Source organism: Streptomyces sp. MZ04 (genome assembly GCF_004684775.1).
GTDB lineage: Bacteria > Actinomycetota > Actinomycetes > Streptomycetales > Streptomycetaceae > Streptomyces.
In genome coordinates, this window is sequence record NZ_SRIC01000373.1 from 1 (window position 1) to 6,817 (window position 6,817).

General features: G+C 70.9%; 7 protein-coding genes. 3 read left to right on the forward strand and 4 right to left on the reverse strand.

The genetic code is table 11. The annotated features are described in order from the left end of the window. Positions 1 to 36: 36 nt before the first annotated feature. Genes E2651_RS39530 through E2651_RS39540 form a run of 3 tightly spaced genes read right to left on the reverse strand, consistent with a single transcriptional unit; the run spans position 37 to position 2,808 of the window. On the reverse strand, positions 37 to 948 hold the full coding sequence (locus E2651_RS39530; RefSeq protein WP_135336111.1) for an alpha/beta hydrolase: 912 nt from the start codon (positions 946 to 948) through the stop codon (positions 37 to 39). Next, positions 945 to 1,667: a glucose 1-dehydrogenase gene (locus tag E2651_RS39535; RefSeq protein WP_135336115.1), complete on the reverse strand. Its 723-nt coding sequence runs from the start codon at positions 1,665 to 1,667 to the stop codon at positions 945 to 947. The genes E2651_RS39530 and E2651_RS39535 overlap by 4 nt, the downstream gene beginning before the upstream one ends. 10 nt (positions 1,668 to 1,677) lie before the next feature. Then, positions 1,678 to 2,808, reverse strand: coding sequence for an LLM class flavin-dependent oxidoreductase (locus E2651_RS39540; protein WP_135336112.1), 1,131 nt, complete (start codon positions 2,806 to 2,808; stop codon positions 1,678 to 1,680). 100 nt (positions 2,809 to 2,908) lie between these two features. Between E2651_RS39540 and E2651_RS39545 the strand changes: the two genes are divergently transcribed. Next, on the forward strand, positions 2,909 to 3,523 hold the full coding sequence (locus E2651_RS39545) for a helix-turn-helix transcriptional regulator (RefSeq protein WP_245239502.1): 615 nt from the start codon (positions 2,909 to 2,911) through the stop codon (positions 3,521 to 3,523). On the opposite strand, the gene E2651_RS39550 is transcribed toward E2651_RS39545, so the two are convergent. Next, complete coding sequence (locus E2651_RS39550; RefSeq protein ID WP_245239500.1) at positions 3,448 to 4,011, reverse strand: flavin reductase family protein; 564 nt, start codon at positions 4,009 to 4,011, stop codon at positions 3,448 to 3,450. The genes E2651_RS39545 and E2651_RS39550 overlap by 76 nt on opposite strands. Positions 4,012 to 4,103: 92 nt before the next feature. Between E2651_RS39550 and E2651_RS39555 the strand changes: the two genes are divergently transcribed. Both E2651_RS39555 and E2651_RS39560 read left to right on the forward strand, forming a co-directional pair. Beyond that, entirely contained in the window at positions 4,104 to 5,696 is a 1,593-nt protein-coding gene (locus E2651_RS39555; RefSeq protein WP_245239501.1) for a FadD3 family acyl-CoA ligase, read from the forward strand. Continuing rightward, positions 5,693 to 6,760 (forward strand): acyl-CoA dehydrogenase family protein, encoded by a 1,068-nt coding sequence (locus tag E2651_RS39560; protein ID WP_135336114.1) that lies wholly within the window; start codon positions 5,693 to 5,695, stop codon positions 6,758 to 6,760. Before E2651_RS39555 ends, E2651_RS39560 begins: the two co-directional genes overlap by 4 nt. Positions 6,761 to 6,817: the final 57 nt, after the last annotated feature.

The following is a 6,817-nucleotide window of genomic DNA, read 5'->3' on the forward strand; positions in this document are numbered from 1 at the left end:
GGGCTGGCACCTTCACAAGGCTATTGGTCGGCAGCGTCAGATGTGTATAAGAAACAGCAGCACCCCCCCCGCTCCCAGAAACCCGTGGAACACCCCCGGATACAGCCGGACCTCCGCAGAGACCCCCACCCCCGCAAGGCGCCGCGCGTACGCGATCCCCTCGTCCCGCAGCGGATCGCAGTCCGCGAGGACGAACAGCGCCGGGGGCAGCCCGGTGAGATCAGCTGCGAGACCGGGCGAGGCCGCGACCCGGTCGCCGCCGGGGCCGACGTACTGCTCCCAGTACCACCGCATGTGAGCGGTGGTGTGGAAGAAGCCCGACGCGTACGCGGACGCGGACACCGAATCGCTCTCGAAGCGATGATCGAGCACCGGATAGAGGAGAACCTGGGCGGCGACGGCGGGCCCCGCCTCGTCGCGGGCCCGTAGCGCACACCCCGCAGCCAGGTTGCCCCCGCTGGAATCCCCGGCGACGACGACCCGCGCGGGATCACAGCCGAGCTCCTCCGCATGCCCGGCGGCCCACTCCAGCACCGCGAACGCGTCGTCGGCGGCGGCCGGGAAGCGGTGCTCGGGTGCCCGCCGGTAGTCGGCGGAGACCACCACCGCCCCGGTCCTGACGGCGAGTTCACGGCACAGACCGTCATGGGTGTCCAGATCGCACAGCACCCAGCCGCCGCCGTGGAAGAAGACGATGAGCGGCCGGTCCCGGCCGCCGCCCCCCTCCCCGTCGTCGTAGATCCGCACGGGAACCGGCGTCACCCGCTCCGTCACCGAGCGGACCGGCAGTACGGGCCGCAGACCGAGCCCCGCTCGCGAAGCCGCCCGCAGGGCCGCCGCGTCCAGCGGTCCGTCGGCCGGATCGGGGAACCCGGACGACATCGCGTCGCAGAGCCCGCGGGCGATCGGGGTCAGCGGGTCGTCCGGAAGCGCAGGAGGGGAACTCATCCCGCCGTCGACCCCCCGTCCACGGTGAACTCCGCCCCCGTGACGTACGACGACGCGTCCGATGCGAGGAAGAGCACCAGCTCCCCGACCTCCTGCGGCTGCCCCATCCGCCCCAGCGGCAGATGCGACCAGTCCTTTCCTGCACCGGAGACGGAAGAGATCATCGGGGTGTCGATCGCCCCGGGGTGCACGGAGTTGACCCGTACCTTGTACTTCGCCAGGTCGAGCGCCGAGGACCGGGTCAGCCCCCGCAGCCCGAACTTCGTCGACCCGTACGCGGCATGCCCCGGTATCCCGACGAGCCCCGCCGTCGACGAGACGTTCACGATCGAGCCGCCACCCGCCTCCTTCAGCGCGGGCAGCACCGCCTGGATGCCCAGGAAGGGGCCGAGCAGATTGACCCGGATCAGCGTCTCGAAGTTCTCGTACGTCTCGCTCTCCACGGACGCCGTGCGCCACAGCGCCGCGTTGTTGACGAGGGCGTCCAGACGGCCGAACGCGTCGAGGGAGCGCGCCACCGCCGCCGCCCAGCTCTTCGCGTCCGTGACGTCATGACGTACGAAAAGACCTTGCTCCCCAAGGGACTTGGCGACCTCCCTGCCTTCCTCCTCCCGTACGTCCGTGACCACGACCCGCGCCCCGGCCTCGGCGAAGAGCCGGGCCTCCGCCGCGCCCTGGCCGCGTCCCCCGCCGGTGATCAGTACCGCCTTGCCGTCCATCGCGATCACGTCACGCCTCCACTGCCCTGAAGTGCGGGATGACCTTCTCGCCCCACTGGCGGATGGTCTCCATGCACGCCTCCTGCGGGACCGTGCCCATCTGGATGAGGCACATCACCTCGTCCACGCCGATCTCGCGCAGCTGCTCGACGTACGAGATGGCGGTGTCGGCGCTGCCGTACGCGTGCTCGGCGTTGTAGGTGCCGGTGTCGACGGGGCGGGCCGGGATGTTCGCCTCGTGCAGCTTGGCGACCAGCTCCTCGCGGTCCTTGGCAAGGGCCGCCACGTGGTCAGCCGCCTCCTCGGTCTCGGCGTACGAGGTCGGGGCGGGACCGTTGCCGTACCAGTGCGCGATCGACTCGGCGAAGAAGCGCTGGCCGCGGGTGCCCAGGCGCAGGGCCAGGCCGGGGTCGTCCAGGACGATCGTCGGGCAGAGCGCGGAGAGGTGGTTGTTGACCTCGCTCGACACGAAGCGCTCGCCGGTGCGGGTCGCGATGGCCTCGTCGTAGACCTTGCGCATCTCGCGTACGTCGTCGGCGCCGGCGAAGCCCATCACCAGGGCGCCGATGCCCAGTTCGGCGGCCAGCTTGAGGGTGTCGTGCTTCGAGCAGGCCATGAAGAGGGGTGGATGCGGGTCCTGGACCGGGCGCGGCAGGATCGCGCCGGGGCCGATGTCGATCGAGCCGTGCCACTCGAACTGCTCCTCGCGCCAGGCGGAGGAGAAGATGCGCAGGGCCTCTTCCATCTGCGGATAGGTGTCCTCGGGGCGCACCCCGTACATGGACATCTCCTGCCGGGTCGCGCCGCGTCCCGCGCCGATGTCGACCCGGCCGCCGGTCAGTACGTCGAGCATCGCGGCGCGCTCGGCGACGCGCACCGGGTGCTGGTAGCCGAACGGCATGGTGACCACGCCGTGGCCGATACGGATCTTCGAGGTGCGGGCCGCCACCCAGGTCAGGAAGATCTCGGAGGCGCTCATGTGCGCGTACTGGGTGAGGGAGTGGTGCTCGACCGCCCAGACGCGGTCGAAGCCCATCTCCTCGGCGTAGACGGCCTGTTCGACGCAGTCGCGCAGGACCTGACGCTCACGTTCGGGGGTCGGGTCCGCGAGCTGGGCCTCGAAGATCATGGAGAACTTCATGGGTCTCCTCCGTGGTCGGTTACTTCAGCTATTCCTAATAGGAATACTTCTAGCAGGCATACGTGGGGTCGGGGAAGGGGGTCCGTAGACTGCGGGCGTGGTGGAGAAGAAGAGCAAGGCGAAAGAGAGCGCGCCGGACGGCGAGGCGGAGCTGCCCGCGCTGCCCGCGACCAGCTGGGCGGTGCTCGGACTGCTCTCCTTCGGTGAGGAGTTGTCCGGTTACGACCTCAAGAAGTGGTCGGACTGGTCGCTGCGCTTCTTCTACTGGAGTCCGTCCTTCAGTCAGATCTACAGCGAGCTGAAGCGTCTTGAGAAGGCCGGGTTCGCGACGTCGCGCATGGTCGCTCAGGAGACCGGCAGCCGCGACAAGCGGGTCTACCGGATCACCGGCGAGGGGATGGACGCCGTCCGCAGGTGGGCACGCGAGGCCCCCGTCGATCCGCCGGTGCTCAAGCACGGCCCGATGCTGCGGATCTGGCTCGGGCATCTTCTCGAACCGGAGCAGCTGCGTGAAGTGCTCGCCCGGCACCGGGAGTTCGCCGAGACGATGCGGCTGCGCGCCGAGGTGGACATCGAGGGCGCGCGGAGCGAGGCGGCGTGGGCGTACCCCACGCTCACCCTCAAGTGGGCCGAGCGCTACTACCGTTCCGAGCGCGATCTCGTCGACGGCATGCTCGCGGACATCGAGGAGCTGGAGAACGGCACGCGTCCGTAGGTGCGACGGAAGTAGACCAGCGGATCGCTGTCCGTGCCGTGCGCGGCCAGGGCGGTGACCCGGCCGAGCGCGATCGCGTGATCGCCGCCGTCCAGGACGTCCTCGAGGTCGCACTCGACGGTGGCGAGCGCCCCGTCGAGCAGGGGTGCGCCATGTGTGCCCGGCCGCCAGCGGACGCCGTGGAACTTGTCGCCGCCCGTCACCGCGAACTGGCGGCTGAGCGGCTCCTGTTCGGCGGCGAGGATGTTGACCGCGAAGTGGCCCGCCGCGCGGATCCGCGGCCAGGTCGACGAGGTGTGCGCCGGGCAGAAGCAGATCAGCGGCGGGTCGAGCGATACCGAGGAGAAGGACTGGACGGCCATCCCGGCCGGGTGTCCGTCCTCGGCGACGGCCGTGATCACGGCGACGCCCGTGCAGAAGCTGCTGAGCACGGACTTCATGGCCGCGTCGTCGACGGAGTGGGTGCGGGGAGCGAGGGTCGGCATCATGCCTCCAATGAATGTTCCTACTAGGTATATGCCTAACCGAAACACCTGTGATTGGATACCGGCCACGCTCGCACGTCAAGCAGGGAGGGTTCGTGACCAGCCCACAGCAAGTGCCGCCACCCGTGACGCTCGCCAGGCTCCCGGAGTACGCGGCGGCCGCGTACGGGGATCTCGAAGCGCTGGCCGACGGCCAAGTACGCTGGAATTTCCGGCAGTTGGGCGCGGAGATCGCGGCCGCGGCCCGCGCGGCCATCGCGCACGGCATACGTCCGGGGGACCGTGTCGCGGTCTGGGCGCCCAACAGCCGGCAGTGGATCACGGCAGCGCTCGGCGCGGTCGGCGTCGGAGCCGTCCTCGTCCCGGTCAACACGCGGTTCAAGGCGGCCGAGGCCGCCGACATCATCCGGCGCAGCGGCGCCACCGTCCTCTTCGCCGAACGGGACTTCCTCGGCACGGACTACGTGGCGATGCTGCACGAGTCCGGCGAGGACCTGGGCGCGCTGCGGTCCACGGTCGTCCTGCGCGGCGACGCGGGTCAGGGCGCGCTCGCCTGGGACGAGTATCTGCGCCTGGGCAGGTGGACCACCGAGGAGGAACGGGCGGCGCGCACCGCCGCGGTCGGCCCGGACGATCTCTCCGACATCATCTACACCTCGGGCACCACGGGCCGCCCCAAGGGCGTGATGATGACCCACGGCCGGAACCTCCAGGCCTACGAGGAGTGGACGGACGCCGTCACCCTCACACCCGGGGACCGCTATCTCCTCGTCAACCCCTTCTTCCACACCTTCGGCTACAAGGCCGGCGTCATCGGCTGCCTGCTGCGCGGGGTCACGATGCTTCCCGAGGAGGTGTACGACCCCGACCGCGTCCTGCGCCGGATGGCTCAGGAGCGGGTCACCTGCCTGATGGGACCCCCCACCGTCTTCCACGGCCTGATCCACCACCCCCGGAGGCACGAACATGATCTGTCGGCTCTCCGCCTCGCGGGCACCGGCGCGGCCACCGTCCCGACCGCGCTCGTCGAGCAGATCCGTACCGAACTCGGTGTCCCCGACGTCTTCACGGCGTACGGCCTGAGCGAGACCGGCGGTGTCGTCACCGTCTGCCCGACGGACGCGGACGCCTGGACGGTGGCGCACACGGTCGGCGTGCCGACTCCGGGGACGCGGCTGCGCATCACCTCGCCGGCGGGCGACGTCCTGCCCGCCGGGGAACAGGGCGAGGTACAGGTGCGCGGCGGGCACGTCATGCTCGGCTACCTCGACGACCCGGCGGCCACCGCCGAAGCCGTCCTGGAGGGCGGTTGGCTGCGCACGGGCGACATCGGCGTCCTCGACGAGCGCGGCTACCTCGCGATCACGGACCGGCTCAAGGACATGTACGTGGTCGGGGGCTTCAACGCCTATCCGGCGGAGGTCGAGAACGTCCTGCTCGGACACGAGTCGGTCGTGGACGCGGCGGTGGTGGGGGCGCCGGACGAACGCCTCGGGGAGGTGGGCGTCGCGTTCGTGGTCACCACGCGTGAGGTGGCGGCGGACCAGCTCACCGCCTGGACGAGGGAACGGCTCGCCAACTTCAAGGTGCCGAGGCGCTTCGTGATCGTCCCCGAACTGCCGCGCAACGCGGGCGGCAAGCTGCTCAAGGGTGAACTGCGGCGCGTGGCGAGGGGAGAGGCGCGATGAGGGAGTCCGCGGAGCAGGCGGAACTGCGGGCCGCCGTGCGGTCCGTGCTCGACCGCCACGAGGGGGGCGCGGCATGGGCTCCGCTGACCGGACAGATCGGCGTCGCGGGGCTCTACGTACCCGAGGAGTACGGCGGACTCGGCTGCGGGGCGCCCGAAGTGCACGTGGTGATGGAGGAGTTGGGGCGGGCGCTGAGTCCTGTTCCCTATCTCGGGTCCGCGGTGCTCGCGGTCGTGTCGCTGATCGCATCGGGGGACGCGGGGGCGTGCGCGGAGCTGCTGCCGGGACTCGCGGAAGGGCGGGTGACCGGGGCGCTCGGCTGGGCGGAAGGCGGCGGCTGGGACGCGTCGGACGTCGAGGCGAGTGCCTCGCGCGACGCGGCGGGAGGGTGGCGCCTGAGCGGCGTCAAGGAACATGTTCTCGCGGGTGGCGGCCCCGGTGCGGTTGAACCCGGTGTGCTGCTGGCCTTCGCCCGTACGTCACGAGGGCTCGGCCTCTTTCAACTCGAAGCGGACTCGGCGGAGTTGATGTACGTACCGACCATGGACGGCACGCGTCCACAGGCCCGGATGGTGCTGCGGGGCGCCCCCGCGCGGCTTGTCGGCGCGGATGGTTCGGGGGAGCGGATCCTCGCGCGCGTCCGGGATGTCGCGTGCGTGGCGCTCGCCGCGGAGCAGGTGGGCGGGGCCGGGCGGGCCCTCGACGACACCGTCCGGTACGCCAAGGACCGCGTCCAGTTCGGGCGGCCCATCGGTTCCTTCCAGGCGGTCAAGCACCGCCTCGCCGATATGTACGTCCAGGTGGAGGCGGCCAGGTCGATCGCGCTGGCCGCGGCGTACGCGGACGCGCGGACGGATCTGGCCGCCGCCGCCAAGTCGGCCTGCTCCGAGGCCTATGCGGCGGTCGCGGCCGAGATGATCCAGCTGCACGGCGGGATCGGCATCACCTGGGAGCACGAGGCGCACCGGCACTTCAAACGGGCGCATGGGGCGGGGCTCCTGTTCGGCTCTCCGGCGGCGCATCGGCGCCGTCTCGCGGATGCGTTGACTTTGCTGACTGGGTGACGCCGGGGGTCTGAGCGGGGCGGGCCCACCCGGGCCCGCCCCCTCGCACCCCTACCC

Coding starts and splice junctions, on each gene's coding strand:
- E2651_RS39535 (WP_135336115.1), bottom strand. CDS start 1,667: ATGGACGGCAAGGCGGTACTGATCACCGGCGGGGGACGCGGCCAGGGC.
- E2651_RS39530 (WP_135336111.1), bottom strand. CDS start 948: ATGAGTTCCCCTCCTGCGCTTCCGGACGACCCGCTGACCCCGATCGCC.
- E2651_RS39550 (WP_245239500.1), bottom strand. CDS start 4,011: ATGATGCCGACCCTCGCTCCCCGCACCCACTCCGTCGACGACGCGGCC.
- E2651_RS39540 (WP_135336112.1), bottom strand. CDS start 2,808: ATGAAGTTCTCCATGATCTTCGAGGCCCAGCTCGCGGACCCGACCCCC.
- E2651_RS39560 (WP_135336114.1), top strand. CDS start 5,693: ATGAGGGAGTCCGCGGAGCAGGCGGAACTGCGGGCCGCCGTGCGGTCC.